The sequence below is a fragment of the Virgibacillus litoralis genome (assembly GCF_017873675.1).
GTDB lineage: Bacteria > Bacillota > Bacilli > Bacillales > Amphibacillaceae > Lentibacillus > Lentibacillus litoralis.
Map to the genome: position 1 here is coordinate 72875 of NZ_JAGGKK010000011.1, position 17556 is coordinate 90430.

Below are 17556 nucleotides of genomic sequence, written 5' to 3' on the forward strand. Positions count from 1 at the left end.
TTCCCATATATATTTATTAAATAAAAGCACAAATTAATAAAGACAATGAGCAAAGGAGGCTTATAACATGAAATTTAATAAACTTTTCGTAGTATTAATAAGTATACTCTTCTTATTACTGGCTGCATGTAACACTACCAATAATAATGAAGATGCTTCGAATAAAGATCCGAGTGAAGAAGATACTATTTCTTTTACCAAAACTGATGAATCCAGTGGGGATCTTCAGACCGACCAAATCGAAAATCAACAAAATCAGGGCAATTTCAACGTCGATATGTTTGGCTTAGGAGAAGACGATAAAAATTGGAACCAGCGTGAACAGAATCGACAAGGATTAGATCGACAGGATCAGGGACAGCTTAGACAAGATCAACAGCAACGAAATCAAGGACAACAAGGTCAACAAGGAAAAACGCAACAACAGCAAGACCAGCAGACAGAGGATAATGCAAACCAAACACAGCCGCAACAGGGACAAAATGAGTTTACGTCGAATGTCATTAAGCTAACGAACCAAGAAAGAAGCAATCAAGGGCTCTCCCCGTTAAAGGCACACAAAAAACTAAGCAACGTAGCCAGAAATAAAGCTCGGGACATGCAATCCAATGGTTATTTTTCACACAATAGCCCAACACATGGATCGCCTTTCGATATGATGAAAAACGCTGGTATTTCTTATCAATCAGCTGGTGAAAATATCGCACGCGGGCAGCAGTCACCTCAACAGGTTGTCGATGCCTGGATGAACAGTCAAGGGCACCGTGAAAATATTTTGAATGAAAGCTTCACACATATTGGAGTAGGTCATACGGAAAGTGGCGATTACTGGTCACAGATGTTCATCCAAAAATAACGATAACATTTTAACGAGGATCTAAGAAGTCAATTCTTCTCTGATCCTCATTTCTTTAGCCCTCCCTACTTAAGCATGGATTTTGACAGTATAATGTGAGTGCTGTATGTTAAAATAAATTCCGATAAATTTTATAGGAATAATACTTTATTTATAAAACTTTGCATTCACCAAGCTTTTTGGTGAATACCATAGTTGCACTTATGCAGTAAGAAAGTAGTTATACTTTCTTAACTGCCAAAAGAAACCTGCTTTAAAGGAGGGCATTTTATGAAAACAATATGGAAAGGCTATATTAATGCTTCACTTATCCTAAAAATTACTGTCGCACTTATTCTTGGCGTTATTGTCGGTTTACTATTTGGCAAGGAAGCAGCTGTGTTAGCTCCTTTTGGAGATTTACTAATTCGATTACTTAAATTCCTTATCGTACCACTCATTTTATTTACGTTAATCGTCGGAGTAAATCAAACCAGGCTGGCTAATTTAGGGCGTATGGGTGGAAAGGTATTTCTGTATTACCTGTTAACATCCGCATTGGCAATTACTGTTGGAATATCTGTTGCAAGTATTCTCGATCCCGGGACTGGGATGACACTAGATACAAATGAAGAATTTGAGGTTCCCGATAACCCAGGTGTCACAAGTGTTATCCTAAATATTGTTCCTGAGAATATTATAACAGCGTTTAGTAACCTAAATCTGCTCGGAATTATTTTCACTGCAATCGCATTTGGAATTGCTATATCTGCTTTAAGGTCATCCAAAGATCATGGAGAACTAGGCGAAAGTGTGTATAAAGTAGTTAACGGGCTGAATGAAGCTACATTGAATATTATGAAGGTCATTATTCAATACGTCCCAATCGGGATCTTCGCTATAGTTGCAGAAATCGTTGGTAACCAAGGTTTAAATACACTATTAGAGTTAGGTAACATGATTGTTGTCCTCTATATTGCGTTAATTGTTCAGATTGTTTTTTATATAATCTTTATGATTTTATCAAAAGTAAACCTAAAAGAATTCTTCACACAGGCACGCACACCTATGATTACCGCCTTTGTGACGCAAAGCAGTTCAGGTACATTACCATTAACGCTTGATGCTGCGAAGAACCTGAAGCTATCCAAGAGCCTATATGGATTTAGCTTGCCGTTAGGAGCCACTATTAACATGGATGGGGCTGCAATCCGCATAGCTGTATCTGCAGCATTTGCCGCCAATATTATTGGTGATCCACTGAGTTTCACCGACATGCTGCAAGTGGTCTTAGTTGGAACACTAGCATCCGTTGGTACTGCAGGTGTTCCTGGTGCAGGAATTATTATGATTGCCACCGTATTTGCACAGTTAGGACTACCAATGGAAGCAGTGGGATTACTGACTGCAATCGACGTTCTTGTTGGCATGGGCGCTACAGCCCTAAATGTCACCGGTGACTTAGTCGGTACATCTTTTATTAATAAAACGGAAGCCGAACGTAGTAATGAGGAATCAACCACGAATTAACTAAAAGCAATTTAGAACGTGGCTGGGACAAAAGTATTTAGTCAAAGTAAAATCCGAACTATGATTCAAAATTCTTGAAAAAGAATTCGAATCAGTTCGGATTTTTTGCAGTTAAGAATGTATAGCTACATTCTTACTGCATAAGTGCAACTATGGCATTCACCAAAAGGCTTGGTGAATGCCTAGTTTTCTAATGTTGCTGATTAGATTTAAACTGCGACATAGATCCGATTAATATCATTTAGTGAAGCTCACTAGCCGCGCAGTTGGAATATACTCGCTTTCCGTGGGCTCACCACAAGCCTCCGACGCATAGGACGTGCTAGTGCAGACGTTGCCACAGGACGTGGCGTACTTAGTCTGCCTCGCTCGCAAAGAACGCTCACTGTGGGGTCTCTTAGCCTCGCTGTCCCACAGGAGTCTCGCATATTCCATCTGCTGGTTTAGATGGTCTAAAATCTTGCTTATATCATCACAACATGCATTTATTTTTTGAATAAGTGAACAAAGCCAGCGGAGGAAATACACGTAGACTCCTGTGGGAGCTGAGGCCTAGATTAGACTACGCAGCGACGTAGGAGCAAGGAGGCTCATCAGCCGCCCACGGAAAGCGAAGTGTATTTCCGGAGCAGCATATAGCACTCAAACTTTTTTTAAAAGTACTTTGCAGTTTATAGGATCTACGTATTAGACTCAACCATTGATAATGAACGTTCTACATAACCTATCCTGTTATTATCCGTCTTTAAAGTAGAGATTTTTAATTATGTCCCAGCCTTGTTTTTATGCTAGCCCTAAAATTGTTGCGAAAACAGTCGATATAAGAAGAGTCGAACTTTTTTAAATAGGAGATGATAGCGTGACCAAGGATACGGAAAAAAAGTCAATGGGCTGGTTGAAAGGTGTTTTATCTAATCAAAATCAGCCGGAACAGGCAGGTCTTGAAGAACACCCCTCTTCTGAAGTAACGGAAAAACAGCAGCCAAACAATCATGAGGAACCTGAGCAAACAGACACACCTGAGAACAAACATTTATTCTCAAAGGATAACCAGGATAAGATAGCTTCAGATTTAATTGTTTCTTTAGAAAACATGCTAAAGGACAGGGAGCTGATACTTTACAAAAATAATGGGCTAAAGGATCAATTACATACAGCGAATGAAACCATTAATCGTTACAAGCATGACGAAGTTAAAAAAGATCAGCTTATACAAGATAAAAATAAGGAAATTCGCGAGCTAGAAGGTAACCTTACGAATAAACAAATGAGTTATGATCAGCTTCTTGAGGACTACAAAGAATACCAAAGTACTTCTAACAGCGAATATGAGAAAATCTCGAATGACCTTGAAACAGAAAGCAATAAATACAACAAGCTAAATGAAGAATCTACGAATGCTCAATACCAGAGCATGTTAAAGATTAAAGAACTGGAAGAAAAAGTTAGAAATCTGGAAATAGAAAACAAAAAATACAATGAACAATACGAAAAAATTACCGATGAAAAAGCTGAATTAATGCAGACAATTAACGACTTTACTGAGCGGATGTCCTTTTCTTTCTCTCCAAAGACTACCGCCGCCAATGCTTCACCAGAATCAGCTGATTCATCAGACTAACCGAGCGGGTTGCAAACTTCTACTAATAAAAAAAAGGAGGCAGCCATGTCAGTCTACCATGGAAAACTAATCGAACTATTAGACATTGAAACCAACGAAGAACAATCATTTTTACGGGTAAAATTATCATTCGAACAGGATACTGAGCTCATTTTGAAGGTTACTAATAATACAGCTGAGAGTTTAAAGGAAATAACCACCGCAGACCAACATTATAAACACAGATTATCCTTTCATAGCTCCTGGGACCCCATTAGAAAGTGTTACGTTAGTTTTTTAACGAGAACATATCGAGATCAAAGTGATAAGGTTTATTTTGCCTGCTCAGAAGAATATGTGAAAGCATTACATGAGATTAAACTTATCCAAAGAACAGAGGACATTGAAAACATAGCCTGTCTATCTTTTAATCAGTTGGAAAATGATGAGCTAAAACAAGCACCAAAACAAGATGTACCCAAACTAAAAAAGCCCAATCACAAAATGACATGGGCAGCTGTTGCTTTAGTTGGCATCATATCTACCATTCTATTCGGTTATTCAAGTTCAGCTTTTAAAAATCTGTCTGATGAGAAACCAACCGCAAATGCAGAAACGACCAACAGCGAATTGAATACAAAGCAAGATATAAAACGCAAACAACCAATCACAAGTTCAACAGAGGTTATCCCTTCTGAACAGTCAAAGTCCAGTATTCCTTCTGTAGAGCTTAATGATGCTCTAACATACAGCATCCCAGAAGGTAGCGTAGCACTTACATTTGATGATGGTCCTTCAAAATTTTCCAAGGAAATTGTTGATATATTAGATGACTTTCAGGTTGGTGGAACATTCTTTTTTATTGGACAAAATGTTAAAAAACATCCGAATTATGTGAAGTACGTGAACTCAAAAGGCTACTCTGTTGGTACGCATTCAACGAATCATGTACATGTATCAGGCCTCTCTTATGAACAACAGGAAAATGAATTAATTGAAACAATACAATTAATTGAAGACATAACGAATGAAGAGGTTGATCTATTTAGACCACCATATGGTGATATGAACCAACTAACAATAGATTTAATTAATGAGCACCAAGGAAAAATGGTACTTTGGAATAACGATCCGAAAGATTGGAAAAGCAATAACCCAAAAGAAATAGTCAACTCTGTCCAGGGTACAAAAACATCCGGGTCAATTATCTTGCTTCACGAATCAGAAGCTGTAATAGAGGCATTACCACAGATAATTGAGTATTTACAAAGCAGAGGCTTGCAAATCGTCAATTTAACTTAGCAAGGAAGTATTTAAGGAGTGATGATAAACATTGAAGCGGAAAATGAAAACACTGACCTTTACCATTCTATCAAATGACGCTAATAAGGTTGTCACTCGGTTTCAACTACCAAGAAAAATTGTATATATCGTATCGTTTATAGCTATTATCCCAATAATACTTTCATTTTATTTTTTCAACGAAACGAACCAGAAACAACAGATGAATAATCATCTAGCTGCTGATTTAACTATTCAAACGAACAAAGTTGATGGATTACAGACAAAAGTTGATAGCATGAAACAAAAAACGGCTAAAGTACAAGCTAAAATGAAGGAATTAAAACTGTTGGAATCCCAGATGAGAGAATCTATGACAGAACTACCTGTTAGTTTAGGGCCTAGTGGCGGAATTGATATACAAATACCTGAAAATGAATTGAAACAAAGCGAGTTCGTTAAGCACTATAAAAAAACAATTGACGAAATGGAACAAACAAATAAGGAGCTTAAACATACTCCAACTATCTGGCCGTCAAGCTCACATAGCATTTCATCAGAGTTTGGACCGCGTAGTGATCCATTTAACAGATCATCTTCCCTACACACCGGAATCGATATTAGAGGAAGTACTGGTACTCCTGTCTTTGCAGGTGCTGATGGAACTGTAACTTTGGCTGAATACTATGGCGGATATGGAAAAACGATTAAAGTTCGACACTCAGATAGGTTCGTAACCCTTTACAGCCACCTTTCAGAAATTAAGGTGAAACAAGGAGATACCTTGAAAAAAGGAGATAACATCGGATCTATAGGCAGTACTGGGAGAAGTACAGGCCCCCATCTCCATTACGAAATTTTGGAAAATGGAAAACCAGTTGACCCTTATCCTTATATGACTATATTTAATAAATAAGTGACAACTTCGAGAAAGGAAACTGTATATGAAAAAAGAAAAACAGCAAAAGATTGTTGATACAATTATTGGGCAAGGAACAGTAATTGAAGGAAAAATCAAACACCCATCAAGCCTGCGTATTGATGGAAAAATTTATGGTGAAGTTGATTGTGCCGGTGATGTTTTTATTGGGAAAGATGGCTATGTTGAACCAACCATCAAAGGAAAGAACATTATCATAGCCGGTGAAGTAAATGGAGATTTATACACTTCTGAAAAAGTACATGTCCAGCCAAGTGGTAAATTATCAGGCAGTGCAACAACAAAAGGTATTATTATTGATGATGGTGGTACGTTTAACGGTGAAAGCACGATTAAAAATAATGACAACAAGGCTTCTGAAAAGAAGAAAAAGAAACAAGACGAAGAAGCTAGTTAACGATCTGAAAACTTGGCATTCGTTGAAGAATGCTTAGCATGCATGGATGAGGATCTACATATTGCTAACCTAGCTGGATCCTCGTTCCGTTATTCTTTACAATTCCATCGTTTAGAGCATGGTTTAGGATCCTCGTTCCGTTATTTGTGTTATTTAACCTCAAATATCATTGAATTTGTGCATTTAGCGGAACGAGGATTCACTTCATCCCCCTTATAACAGTTTTTCTTCCTTTTAGCGGAATGAGGATCCGTATTACTGATCTGAATTTTGCGTTTTGATAATTCATCTCTCACCTTAACGACATTCTAATGTAAATTATTTTTCAATCACACTAACTTTCGACAGATTAATCGAAAGGAATGAATTATACTAAGGACAAGTTTATGAAAGGGAGTGTTTATTTGAAGAAAATAGTTAAGTTACTCGTATTCATTTTAGTTGCAAGTTTGCTTTTCTCGACTCCTGCAGTTGCTAAAAATGGTAATGCGAAAGAGTCTCTTGTATCGCTGGGTGATTCAATTCCATACGGTTATAATTTAAACCAACATAACAAGACAACATCTAAAGATGCTTTTCCATACTTAATGGGAGATTATGGTGATCTGCGGGTTCGTAACCTTGGCGTTCCAGGCTGGACAACTCCTGAACTACTAACTTCATTGAAAACAGATCAAAAGTACCGGCAAGCGGTAAGGCATGCAGACTATATTACATTAACAATTGGAAACAATGACCTGCTCCAAGCACTGCAGGCTGCTCAAAGAGAAAGTATCGGTGATCAGGGTTCTTTTATGGCCATATTACAGCAAAAAGTTAAAGAAAGTAATGTGTTTGCAAATATTGGAGCCATTATAGAAGAAGCTCGTTCACTAACTGACGCGCCAATCGTAATTTACAATGTATATAATCCTTTTCAGCTAGATAATCCATTGCATGCTATCAGCTCGCAAATTTTACCGAGTATTAATAAAAATTTCACAGATTTAGCATCTCTATATAATGTTATGTACGGTAATATTCTGTTAGCTGATTCTTATGCAGCATTTGGCCAAGATCAGGATTCCTATGTGATTCCTGATGACATACATCCTACTATTGAAGGTCAAATTAAGCTTGCAGAAATCGGGTTAGATGTGCTGGGTCTAAACGAATAAAGCAATCTCAGGAAGGACACTCATATCCTTCCTGTTTTTTTGACCAAAAAATCTATTCGCTCCTTACTCATTCCCAATTTTGCCCATAGGTGCATATACTGACTCTGTTAGAAAACTTGCTTTCTGCCATTCCTTAATGGCGAAAAGCTACGTTGCACTAACGCAGTTTCTTAACTGCTAAAAAATGAGGAGGTATATAAATTGTACAGATATCCATATCAAACACCACAATTTGTACCAGTAGATTATTATGGTCAACCTTATATTGATTTCAGACAACAGCCACAGGAAGTTATGCAGATACTTCGTTCACAGCACAATAACTTATATTCCCAGTTAGAACAAGCTGGAATGAATCGAGGTATAACGGATTATATTTTTTCGCTTGCTGTTGGTTTTACACTCAATCAGGCAAACACAAATCAGTCAGCAAGCCAAATATACACTCAATTTCAAAATCAAATCCCGTGGCTAAATCAGTTTTTCAGACGATTTAATGTATCGCAGAATCTGGCTGAACGTATACTGACAAGAGTAATTGAAATAACGTTAAATCAGATTGGAGACGGTCAAGGGCAGCCTGGCCAAGGCTGGAGCAGCTGGGAAAACTTAGGAGGCACATTAACTTCTGCTCCTACTGTAGCTTCCTGGCAACCAAATCGGCTTGACGTTTTTGCAAGAGGTACCGGAGACAGACTATACCATAAATGGTGGAACGGAAACCGGTGGAGTGATTGGGAAAACCTTGGCGGCACATTAACATCACCACCGGCAGCAGTATCTTGGGGTCCTAACCGTATTGATGTATTTGCCAGAGGAACTGACCAGAGCCTGTACCACATATGGTGGAATGGAAATCAGTGGAGCAACTGGGAAAACCTTGGTGGCACGTTAACAAGCGCCCCTACAGTTTCCTCACGCCGTTCAAACCAGCTTGATGTCTTTGTACGAGGAACCAACCAAAGACTCTATAAAAAGACCTGGAACGGCTCAAGCTGGCAAGACTGGGAAGATCTCGGCGGCTCTTTAGCATCAGCACCGGCAGCAGTATCTTGGGGACCAAATCGTATTGATGTATTTGCCAGAGGGCAAAACCAGGACTTAATTCACAAATGGTGGAATGGAAGCAATTGGAGTGATTGGGAAAGCCTTGGTGGTACATTAACTAGCCATCCTACTGTATCTTCACGTCGTCCAAACCGACTTGATGTCTTTGTACGAGGAACTAATCAAAGGCTTTATAAACGATCATGGAATGGCTCTCGCTGGGAAAATTGGGTAGATCTTGATGGCACTTTAACATCAGCACCGGCGGCAGTATCCTGGGGGCCAAATCGTACTGATGTATTTGCCAGAGGGCGTAATCAGAACCTCATTCATATATATCAAGGGCGTTAGACATTGAGGCCAGGAAAAAATTGTTTTAGTCAAAGTAAAATCCGAACTATAATTCGAAATTCTTGAAATAGAATTCGAATTAGTTCGGATTTATTTTGCAGTTAAGAAGGTATAACTACTTACTTACATGCATGTTGTGATAGAAAGTTTTAGTTATGTGCCAGCCACAATGTTTATTCTTTTACGTTCGTATATTTTTTTGTTATATAACCTGAAGACATAACTGCCAGGAGTGCGCCATAATTAGGAGAAAATTTCACCTGATCTCCTACTTGCAAATCAACGTCCTTGGCATCAATAATCGTATGATCACTGCTTGATCCGAGAATTTCAATATCTAATTCAGGAGTTAATCCTGTTACAAGAACATCCTGGGATCCAAATGCAACAATTACCCTGCGAATCATTCCACGATCACGAAACTGAGGTTGATTGCCAAACGCATCCTGTCCGGTTTCTCCGTCAGGTACAGATGACTTTATTTTCGATTCAATTACTTCTGAAACGAACGTAAAAGCATCTGTAAATAAACCAGGAATAGCTTTTCGATCAAGTGTTTCTCGACCTAGATAAATTGACTCACCTAGTCGTAAATTATTGATTTTCCCGATATTTTCAGCAGCCGTAAACCAATTGTAATTAGCCGAATTTCCACCTGAAACATATGAAAGTGAGAGCGAGAATTTTAGTTCAATAAGGCCAGCTAGTTTCGATAGGTCTGCCATCTTTCTTTCACTTGGTTTGACCCCTCCAAAGCAGGCGAAATTTGCACCAATCCCAACAATTTTAACTCCTGAAAGTTTTAGGATCTCCTGAACAAAACCCTCAAGGTCTGCAGGCATAATTCCTTCTCTTAAATCTCCCATTTCAACCATCAAAATAATTTCATGCACTGTATTGTATTTTTCAGCTGTCGTACTTAGCCCTTTAATAACAGCTAACTCCGTATTCATACTAATATCAGCATTTCTAACAACTGCATCAAGCTCACTAAGAGCAGGTGATCGCAGCAAAACAAATTGTGCGTTCACACCTGCATCACGCATCTTCTTGATATTTTCTATTTTAGAATCTGCGAGTATATGAATCCCTTTATTTACAAAGATTTTGGCGATATTCGGATCACCGCAAACTGTTTTTGTAACTGCCATGATTTCGATCCCTTTTGATCCATAAAATTGAACCAATTTCTCTGCGTTATGAGCGATCTTTTCAAGGTTAATTTCAACCCTGGATGTGGCAGGTGCCGCAGTACCTATCAATTTACGAGTACTTTATTCTTTTTCCTTGCCAACTCCGGATAAGTAGAAAATAATGTATCAATTAATTTGTCACAGCCATGCTTAAGCACATCCGTCGCAGGAAGCTTCAGATCCTTTTCATATCTGGTTACAGCCTCAGAAATTTCTGTATCCGACATATTTTCATGATTGATGGTTACCCCAATCACTTTTGATTTTGAGAAAGTTTCAATGAGTTCAATTTCACTTTGTATTGTTGGCATTTTCATATAGTCAAAATCACCTAAGTTTTTCCGCTTCGGTGGATGCTGAACAATAATGGAGCTTGGTCTTGATCCCCGGATTATCGAACAGGAACTAATGTATGCGGGGTGACTTAGTGCCCCTTGGCCTTCAACAATAATAATATCAGGATTATCATTATCGTAAGCTCTCATAACTTGATTTTCAATCTCGCCTGTCATAAATTGTGAAGGGATTGCATCTACTGCCACACCGTACTTTGCACCTTGAATTAAACCAGTTTGACCAGTTGCAACAAAAGCCACTTTCAGACCCATTTTTATTAATGCTTCTTCAAGAATTACCGAAGTTGTTCGCTTACCAACTGCGCTGTCCGTGCCAAGCACCGCAACGGTAGGTGTATTGATATCGAGAATTCTTCCTGAAAATAAATGCATATCCTTTTTTTCAGGCGGCTTTCTTACGTCATTGATCGTTACGTCATACTTTATTGAATGTTTCACAAATTCTTCATCGTTTGTAAAAAATTCATGTAGGGTGTTTACAATACTCATCCCTTGTTTCATTGCGTCTAATACAATTTCACGTTCATAACGTTTCAAGAATGCTTCTGATGGTGCTATCCCATAAATGAACTGATCAGGTACTTTAGATAACTGTAAAAGGGCTTGCTCAAGACTTGCGAATATAGGGATGTTGTTTGGCTTCCCTTCTAAATAATCACCAGCGTCGACACCAGCTTTTGTACTGTCGATTACTCCAACAACCTGGTATTTATCCGATCTGCGTACAAGACCGTTTGCAGTTTTGCCATCCATTGTGCCGAACATATTCTCACAATAAACTATTGCTGTTTCCTTCATAAACTTCCACTCCTATAGATATTTTAAAAAGATTTGGTAATTTTTACCATATAAAGGCAAATAAAAAACCCTTTCATCTAGTAAAAATCGACATACGAAGAGTCAAGATACTAATTATGCAAGGATATTTTTCGAGGGTATTTAGTTTTTTTACTCTACACTTATAAGTATAGCATAGTTTTAAAAATAATGTGCCTTTTCAAAAAATACTTGTTTCCTGTGAAACCTTTAAAAACTAAGACATTTGCTAAACCTTAATTGCAAGTGCTTTAGTTGTATTTATATTTTCTCAGCTACTAAAAAGGCAACCATCCCTGCTCTCTTTAAGCTGGATGCGTTACCTCGAACTAGTTAGCAGGTTAGTTTTCTTTGAATAACACGAAGATCCTCCGGTGTTCCACTTACTAAGATTCTGTCACCAAGTTCTAATGTGGTATTTCCATGAGGGATAACTACTTTCCCATATCTATAAATGTGCAAGATGAGTGACTCTCCCAGAAATGGCAGGTTAGTAATAGGTGTCTGATCATAAAATGAATGATTGACGCTAATTTCTCTGATAGTTTTGCTATGATTCGTAATAAGTCGAACAATACCTGGATTATCAATAAGTGCTTTTAATAGAGTTCTCGTTGAGTACAACATGGAATAAACAGTAAATCCTTCTTCAGTTAATTCTTCTTGAAGATTTGTATCCTCAATCCGTAAAATAACCGTTTTTATACCATGCTCTTTCGCATGACGTCCAAGTTCAATGTTAGTTAAATCGTCGTCGGAAGCAATTACTATTTTATCTGCTTTAAAGGCATTTTGTTCTTCTAAAGATTCTATCGTTAACTTATCGACATGTATATGCGGAAATGAAAAAGGCTCACTGCCTTGCACGGCTTGTCTGCTATAGACCCGAACAACTGCCTTTTCCTCCATCTTATCCCTTGCAACCAGCATTGTTGCATCATTGGCACCAATAATAGAAATCTCTAACTGCCGTGGACCAGCATTAGATATTGGAAATAATTTTGTGAACGTAATCGGTGAAATAAGACAGGTTAAAATGGATACTAGAATAATAGCTCCATTCAGAACCTCGTTAATCACACCTAATTCAAGGGCAATTGAAGAGGCCGCAATAACGAGACTCAATTTAGATGTTGTTAAAATACCAACACTCAAAACTTCTTTCCATGGGTACCACTTTTTCAACACTAATGCAGGGATCATTTTAGCAAGATACATGAATAATAGTAAGAGCGGCATTAATAACAGGATTTTTTGGTCTACAAATAGCTCCCAAATATCTAACCCCACACCAACCATTACGAAAAAGATCGGGATTAAAAAACCAAATCCGAACGAATCCAGTTGGTGAATAAATTCTTTTCTGGGCTCAAGCAAAGATATAATAACCCCAGCAAGAAACGCTCCTAATATATTTTCTGCTCCTATCGTTTCAGACAGAGATACAAATAATAAAATTAGAGCAAATACTCCTCTGGTCCCAAGCTGAACAGTTCCTTTTAACAGGTTGTCAAACAGCTCAAAGTTGAAATACTTTTTAATAGTTCGATAGGCGAGAAAGACGGCCAGAAAAAGTACTAATAACAGTAATACTTTCATACCTTCCTGATCTTTGAACATGGCATATACCGTTAATAGAATCATAGTTGTAAAATCGGCAATAACGGTGACCAGCAGAATAATTTGTCCAAGCAGCCCCTCAGTCAAATTCTTCTCTTTAATAACTGGCACAACAATACCAAGTGACACAGTTGAGATGATCAGCGTCATTAAATAAGGGTCCTTAATTAAGTCCAGCAACACCAAAATACAGGAAAGCGCAAATGACACGCTAATTATTAATGCAAAGATAACCATCGAAACCTTCACAGGGTCCGGAGAGTCTTTATCTTTCTTTTTCTTCTTTTTAAAAGCACTAAAATCTATTTCTAAACCACTAATAAACATAAGAAAAATAAAACCGAGCAATGAAAGTAATTCAAGTAAAGGATCTTCTAAAATAATATTAAAACCACTTTTTCCAATAATCAGCCCAGCAATGATTTCCGCAATAACGACTGGAATAAACCGCAGATTAAACCTCTGCAGGAAAATTGGAATAAAAAAGGCAATCCCAATCACAATCATTAAGGATGTTAGTGATTGATGTTCCATAAAACACCTACTTTGAATTATATAATAAGAATAAGATTAACGAATGTTCGCAGTTTTTACAATACTATTGTTTTTTATATTTTATCATGGAAAATAGTACAACGGATTGCGGATTGTGAAAATTGTCATTACCAACGATTGTAATTTAGTCTAGGTTGGGAGATTCCGTATTTTATACTCAGGTATAATTTATTAATCATATGTCCGCTGTTAAGCTATACAAAAGTATAAGGGGGAATTAACTCCAATGAAAAAATTTATAACTGTTTTATGTCTGTCCTTCGCTCTCTGTATATTTTTAGTGGCGTGTGGATCAGATGAAGAAAAATCAAATTCAGAGGCAGATACGCAAGAGGATGTTAATGCTAGTAGCACTGATGAAACAGATACAGATAAAGCAGAAAATGAACAGGATGACGACGCAGCTCCGGATGAAGATGAAACAGCATTACCAGAGGAAGTTCCATCAGATCTTCCATTTCCAGCTGGAGCCGATCTACAGGTTCAATCATATGATACAGCTGGACATAAACAATATGTTGTAAGCTTTTCGTTTTCAGATGAAATTGATGGGGTTTATAATACGTTTAAAGAGTATGCAGAAAATAATGGATACGACATCATCACAGAGGATAATGAGAACAATGGATTTGAGTCAATGAAAGAATCTGATGCAGGTCAAACAACCCTTGGCGTGACTTTTTCAGATATGGAGTCAGTTAAAATAGGAACTGTGAGTTTTGCTATTCCATTAGAATAGACATTAGGGATCCTTCCTACAGCGAAACTCTGAAAAGTATTTGATGGTTTGCCAATAAAGTCACTTCAACGGAATGAGGATCCACTTCGATTGTTTGGCGGATCCTCGTTCCGTTATTTGCTTGAAAACCCATGTTTTAAGCTTGGGTTCGGATCCTCATTCCGCTATTTGTCATTTTTACCTCAAATTTGGTTGATTTTTTGCTATTAACGGAACGAGGATCCGTCTCGCCCTCCCGAAAGCACCTTTTCTGCTAAATAGCGGAATGAGGATTCACTTCGATTGTTTGACGGATCCTCGTTCCGTTATTTCCTCAAAAACCCTCATTTTAAGCTTGGGTGCAGAGGCTCAACGCATAACTGCCAAAAATTGATGTACCGCCCTTTCATGATTTCACCCCTAAGTAAATGTGATAGATCAGCCCTCCAAACCCTATTATCCATGCGGCTATAGCAACAAAAACCATAAATTGAGGTATCACTACCAGAAACGGGACTCCTAAAGCTGCTGACAGTTGAAACGTACTAGTGGTATACATGGAAAGCGGGAAGACCATCCCCCAGAATTGCGGGTCATACTTAAATGGATAGTGATTGTAAATATGACGCCATATCATCAGAATAAATAGTAACGGAATCCACCATGTCCCCGTTATCCAGAAGAATAAGGTGAATCCTTTTAAGAATGGCGTGATTTCACCAAGCAAATTCCAGTGGTCAGAATGCAATATCAAGGTAGAGCCAGCCAAAGTAGTAATAGCAACTGCTCCCATGTTAATCCAGTAAGGAGGAGTAAGAGCGGCAAATTTAAAATTTACAAAGGTAAATCTGTAAAAAATGAGCGTGATAATATTCAGATACAGCATACAGCCTAGAAAATACATACATAACGTAAAAAATAAAATGATTTCATGGCCACTTTCTACATGAGGAGATAAAAGGGTTCCCAAGATAGAAACGGATTGTGTAGCAACTGCTGCGATTAACCAAGCACCATTAATGCCTTCTGCAATTGTAGGCTTATCCCTCCGTACCGTAACCGCTGTAAAAAACGTATACATAATAACTACCCATAAAATAATTGCAAGTATCCACAAGTAAACCGGTAATATGTAATTTTCACCAACAATTATTAACTGACTTCCAAACACACTTGTTCCAGCAACTAACGTAAAAAAACCGGGTCCGAGAGTGTGGCTTGTCAAATCTTCTATTACGTCAGGAAAATACCCAACAAGACGGATAATTGTCAGTAACCATAAGGTAAGGTATGCGACAATGTTAATATACAGCAGTATTGTGGAAACAAACTCCATCCCCAGCAAAAATGAACCAATTGATAATGCCCCAGTAGCCATAACTAATGCGAAATAGCCCGGGAAGAGATCCCGTGCCTGTTGCTTTAAAAATTTAATCATTGCAAATCATCTCCCCAAAATTTGGACATTATTGAACATCTAGTTCCTATCTTATCATTTTCTCTTTATTTATAACCTGGGTTTTATAAATTTAACATGATTCGCTATAGGAATTTTGAGCAGAAATGGTGAGGTATCGAAGAAGTCATGACACCCCCTCCAAATGGCATAAAAAGGCGACATTACATTCAACGATTATTTGAATGTAGTCGTCTTTTTTTCATGGAAAACTTTAAATATCGAGATTTCAGTATCCCCTTTGTGAAGATTCACCTATGCGACTGTGACAATAATCTATTAAATGGTCTAACTTCTACTTAGTCTTTCACACATTTATCTCTATTCTATTTTCTTGCCCAAGCATGCCCCCTTTCCCTTCCATATAGTAACTATTAAAGGAGGTGAGATCATGACCGAATTATTATTTTATTCTCTAATCTTTGGATTGTTCCTGGGTGGAATGGTAGCTTTCAGATTACTAATGCAACACCATGTAAATCAGGTGTTTAAGTCTTTAGATGTTGATTTAAAACCAGAGAAGGAGGCCGTGAAAGTTCGCCCAATCACAAAACCTTCTTTCGTATTACAAGAATCTACGGAACGCCTAAAAGACTAATATAGAAAAATACTTCCAGCATCCACCAACTACAGTCCACTATATTTATATGTAAAACCACTTCTACTCAATATTCATTAATTTAGAAAGGAGGTGTGGCAATGGTCCAAGTATTATATTTCGTTCTAACCTTAGGAATGTTCTTATTAGGAATGTATCTCGTTAGAACTGGTCTATTTAACCTATCAGCCGATAAATTAAAACACTGGCTGGCAACTTTAACTGATGCCCCTTGGAAAGGACTTATATTGGGTACAATAGTAACCGCGATTTTACAAAGCAGTTCTGCTGTGTCGATTATTGTAATTGGTTTAGTTGCTGGTCAAATGCTCAAATTCTCTCAAGCGATTGGAATTATTTTAGGAGCAAATATTGGAACTACTATCACTACCGAAATAATTGCCTTAGACATTGAATCTATGATCATTCCAATGGCAGTTATTGGAGCAGTTTTAATGCTTATTAAAAGAAACAACATATTACGCAATAGCGGGATTGCATTAATCGGATTATCGGCGGTATTTGGAGCTATGTGGGGGTTCAAGACATTAGCGGCTCCTTTAACGGAAATGGCATTTATCGACCAATTGTTTCTTACTTTAGATAACAACTTATTTCTTGCTGTTATCGCTGGAGCAATCATTTGTGCGATTATCCAGTCCAGCACTGCCACTACAGGGATTACAATGGGCTTCATTGCTACTGGATCCTTAAACTTAGATACTGCTGTAGCCATAGTTCTCGGAGCAAATATTGGTACATGTTTTGATGCATGGCTTGCTTCAATTGGAGCTGGCAGAGAAGCAAAACTTACTGCTTGGTCACATATATGGATAAATGTCTTAGGGGTCATCGCGTTCTTTCCATTTATAGGAATCATCGCTAATATAGGGACCATGTTGGCTGAGCATCCGGCTGTCCAGATTGCGCATATAAGTGTAATTTTTAATGTCGCTTGTTCCTTAATGATATTACCATTCACAAATAAATTGGCAAATCTCATCTCAAAAATTCATGACCGTAAAAACGCTCAGGCATAACCCCTTTATCCCCTTTCAAAAACATCTCCTAAGAAATGAGGAGATGTTTTTTATACACATTATAAA

15 protein-coding genes are annotated in these 17556 nt (G+C 37.9%); 11 read left to right on the forward strand and 4 right to left on the reverse strand.

Going from position 1 to position 17556, the window contains the following annotated elements; all coding sequences use genetic code 11:
* Positions 1-67: 67 nt before the first annotated feature.
* From J2Z82_RS10840 to J2Z82_RS10875, 8 genes are all read left to right on the forward strand, one after another.
* Positions 68-856: a CAP domain-containing protein gene (locus tag J2Z82_RS10840; protein ID WP_245251460.1), complete on the forward strand. Its 789-nt coding sequence runs from the start codon at positions 68-70 to the stop codon at positions 854-856.
* 270 nt (positions 857-1126) lie between these two features.
* Complete coding sequence (locus J2Z82_RS10845; RefSeq protein WP_209480810.1) at positions 1127-2365, forward strand: dicarboxylate/amino acid:cation symporter; 1239 nt, start codon at positions 1127-1129, stop codon at positions 2363-2365.
* 859 nt (positions 2366-3224) lie between these two features.
* Positions 3225-3986 (forward strand): AAA family ATPase, encoded by a 762-nt coding sequence (locus tag J2Z82_RS10850; protein WP_209480811.1) that lies wholly within the window; start codon positions 3225-3227, stop codon positions 3984-3986.
* A gap of 45 nt (positions 3987-4031) precedes the next feature.
* The gene (locus J2Z82_RS10855) at positions 4032-5267 is read left to right on the forward strand and encodes a polysaccharide deacetylase family protein (protein ID WP_209480812.1); all 1236 of its coding nucleotides are present in this window, start codon (positions 4032-4034) and stop codon (positions 5265-5267) included.
* 31 nt (positions 5268-5298) lie between these two features.
* Positions 5299-6162 (forward strand): M23 family metallopeptidase, encoded by an 864-nt coding sequence (locus tag J2Z82_RS10860; RefSeq protein WP_209480813.1) that lies wholly within the window; start codon positions 5299-5301, stop codon positions 6160-6162.
* A 28-nt stretch (positions 6163-6190) separates the two neighbouring features.
* Positions 6191-6583, forward strand: a complete 393-nt coding sequence (locus tag J2Z82_RS10865) for a bactofilin family protein (protein ID WP_092491172.1) — start codon at positions 6191-6193, stop codon at positions 6581-6583.
* A gap of 404 nt (positions 6584-6987) precedes the next feature.
* Complete coding sequence (locus J2Z82_RS10870) at positions 6988-7740, forward strand: SGNH/GDSL hydrolase family protein (protein WP_245251462.1); 753 nt, start codon at positions 6988-6990, stop codon at positions 7738-7740.
* Positions 7741-7941: 201 nt separating this feature from the next.
* Positions 7942-9138 (forward strand): PLL family lectin, encoded by a 1197-nt coding sequence (locus J2Z82_RS10875; protein WP_245251464.1) that lies wholly within the window; start codon positions 7942-7944, stop codon positions 9136-9138.
* 173 nt (positions 9139-9311) lie between these two features.
* Here J2Z82_RS10875 and J2Z82_RS10880 read toward each other — a convergent pair whose 3' ends face one another.
* The 3 genes from J2Z82_RS10880 to J2Z82_RS10890 all read right to left on the reverse strand — a co-directional run bounded on the left by J2Z82_RS10880 (position 9312) and on the right by J2Z82_RS10890 (position 13657).
* Positions 9312-10400: an alanine/ornithine racemase family PLP-dependent enzyme gene (locus tag J2Z82_RS10880; protein ID WP_245251465.1), complete on the reverse strand. Its 1089-nt coding sequence runs from the start codon at positions 10398-10400 to the stop codon at positions 9312-9314.
* Positions 10397-11485: an N-acetyltransferase DgcN family protein gene (locus J2Z82_RS10885; protein ID WP_209480815.1), complete on the reverse strand. Its 1089-nt coding sequence runs from the start codon at positions 11483-11485 to the stop codon at positions 10397-10399. The genes J2Z82_RS10880 and J2Z82_RS10885 overlap by 4 nt, the downstream gene beginning before the upstream one ends.
* Positions 11486-11836: 351 nt before the next feature.
* Positions 11837-13657: a cation:proton antiporter family protein gene (locus tag J2Z82_RS10890; protein ID WP_209480816.1), complete on the reverse strand. Its 1821-nt coding sequence runs from the start codon at positions 13655-13657 to the stop codon at positions 11837-11839.
* A 247-nt stretch (positions 13658-13904) separates the two neighbouring features.
* On the opposite strand from J2Z82_RS10890, the gene J2Z82_RS10895 reads away from it, so the two are divergent.
* Positions 13905-14417, forward strand: a complete 513-nt coding sequence (locus tag J2Z82_RS10895) for a low molecular weight phosphatase family protein (RefSeq protein ID WP_209480817.1) — start codon at positions 13905-13907, stop codon at positions 14415-14417.
* A gap of 385 nt (positions 14418-14802) precedes the next feature.
* Here J2Z82_RS10895 and J2Z82_RS10900 read toward each other — a convergent pair whose 3' ends face one another.
* Positions 14803-15834, reverse strand: a complete 1032-nt coding sequence (locus J2Z82_RS10900; protein WP_209480818.1) for a tellurite resistance/C4-dicarboxylate transporter family protein — start codon at positions 15832-15834, stop codon at positions 14803-14805.
* Positions 15835-16243: 409 nt separating this feature from the next.
* Here J2Z82_RS10900 and J2Z82_RS10905 point away from each other — a divergent pair, with 409 nt between their 5' ends.
* Together J2Z82_RS10905 and J2Z82_RS10910 are read left to right on the forward strand one after the other, a co-directional pair.
* Positions 16244-16450 carry a hypothetical protein gene (locus J2Z82_RS10905; RefSeq protein WP_209480819.1) on the forward strand — a complete coding sequence of 69 codons (207 nt, stop codon included), beginning with the start codon at positions 16244-16246 and terminating at the stop codon, positions 16448-16450.
* A 101-nt stretch (positions 16451-16551) separates the two neighbouring features.
* Positions 16552-17490 (forward strand): Na/Pi symporter, encoded by a 939-nt coding sequence (locus tag J2Z82_RS10910; protein ID WP_209480820.1) that lies wholly within the window; start codon positions 16552-16554, stop codon positions 17488-17490.
* Positions 17491-17556: the final 66 nt, after the last annotated feature.

Bases quoted from the DNA above. Each gene is read 5' to 3' on its own strand.
- J2Z82_RS10840 (WP_245251460.1), top strand. From the start codon at position 68: ATGAAATTTAATAAACTTTTCGTAGTATTAATAAGTATACTCTTCTTA.
- J2Z82_RS10845 (WP_209480810.1), top strand. From the start codon at position 1,127: ATGAAAACAATATGGAAAGGCTATATTAATGCTTCACTTATCCTAAAA.
- J2Z82_RS10855 (WP_209480812.1), top strand. From the start codon at position 4,032: ATGTCAGTCTACCATGGAAAACTAATCGAACTATTAGACATTGAAACC.
- J2Z82_RS10865 (WP_092491172.1), top strand. From the start codon at position 6,191: ATGAAAAAAGAAAAACAGCAAAAGATTGTTGATACAATTATTGGGCAA.
- J2Z82_RS10885 (WP_209480815.1), bottom strand. From the start codon at position 11,485: ATGAAGGAAACAGCAATAGTTTATTGTGAGAATATGTTCGGCACAATG.
- J2Z82_RS10890 (WP_209480816.1), bottom strand. From the start codon at position 13,657: ATGGAACATCAATCACTAACATCCTTAATGATTGTGATTGGGATTGCC.
- J2Z82_RS10895 (WP_209480817.1), top strand. From the start codon at position 13,905: ATGAAAAAATTTATAACTGTTTTATGTCTGTCCTTCGCTCTCTGTATA.
- J2Z82_RS10900 (WP_209480818.1), bottom strand. From the start codon at position 15,834: ATGATTAAATTTTTAAAGCAACAGGCACGGGATCTCTTCCCGGGCTAT.
- J2Z82_RS10905 (WP_209480819.1), top strand. From the start codon at position 16,244: ATGACCGAATTATTATTTTATTCTCTAATCTTTGGATTGTTCCTGGGT.
- J2Z82_RS10910 (WP_209480820.1), top strand. From the start codon at position 16,552: ATGGTCCAAGTATTATATTTCGTTCTAACCTTAGGAATGTTCTTATTA.